This window comes from Planktothrix paucivesiculata PCC 9631 (assembly GCF_900009265.2).
Classification (GTDB): Bacteria; Cyanobacteriota; Cyanobacteriia; order Cyanobacteriales; family Microcoleaceae; genus Planktothrix; species Planktothrix paucivesiculata.
In genome coordinates, this window is sequence record NZ_LR735122.1 from 1 (window position 1) to 764 (window position 764).

The window sequence follows — 764 nt, forward strand, 5'->3', positions numbered from 1 at the left end:
CCCAATCCCAATGATTTCTATCAAAATATTAGCAATAATTTAACTAAAGCAATTATTAATAATTCCCAAACCCTAGGAATTGCTGGAACATTTGACGCTCTATCCGTCGAACTTCTCCGTGAACCCGTTGGTGTTTTACCCTATGCTTTTGTTAGTCAATCTACTCAAACTGCCACGGGAAATTCCGATCAGCTTGTGAAACTTCAATTCCAAGATCTGTTAATACCTGTTCAGGGGGGAACGGTCGCAGATGCAACGATTAATATTAATCATGTTGATAATTTAGGAACCTTCCCCGATATTATTCCCCTGGCTAACTTTGCTAAAGATTTTCTCACAAATTATCCAAATCCTAACGATTTCTATCAAAATATCAGCAATAATTTAACTAACACAATTATCAATAATGCCCAAGCATTGGGATTAGCAGGAGCAGTGGATTCCGTCTCAGTGGAACTGCGACGTAGCCCCGGTTCAGTTTTATCTGATCCCTTTTTTAGTACATCAATCAGCAGTCCGACAAGCAGTTCTGACCAAGTTGTGCGGGTCGAAATAAAAAATCTGGGTATACCCGTTCAAGGCGGAACAGTTAGCGATGTTGTACTCAGTATTGATCAGGTTAACGGTTTAGAAAATTTCCCTAATATTATCCCCGTTACCAACTTTATTAAAGAGTTTCTGACGAATTATCCCAATCCCAATGATTTCTATCAAAATATTAGCAATAATTTAACTAAAGCAATTATTAATAATTCCCAAACCCT

At 37.7% G+C, this 764-nt stretch carries 1 pseudogene; it reads left to right on the top strand.

The features are described 5' to 3' along the window. Window positions 1-764, top strand: a pseudogene (locus tag PL9631_RS26515) (hypothetical protein); the annotation flags it as partial.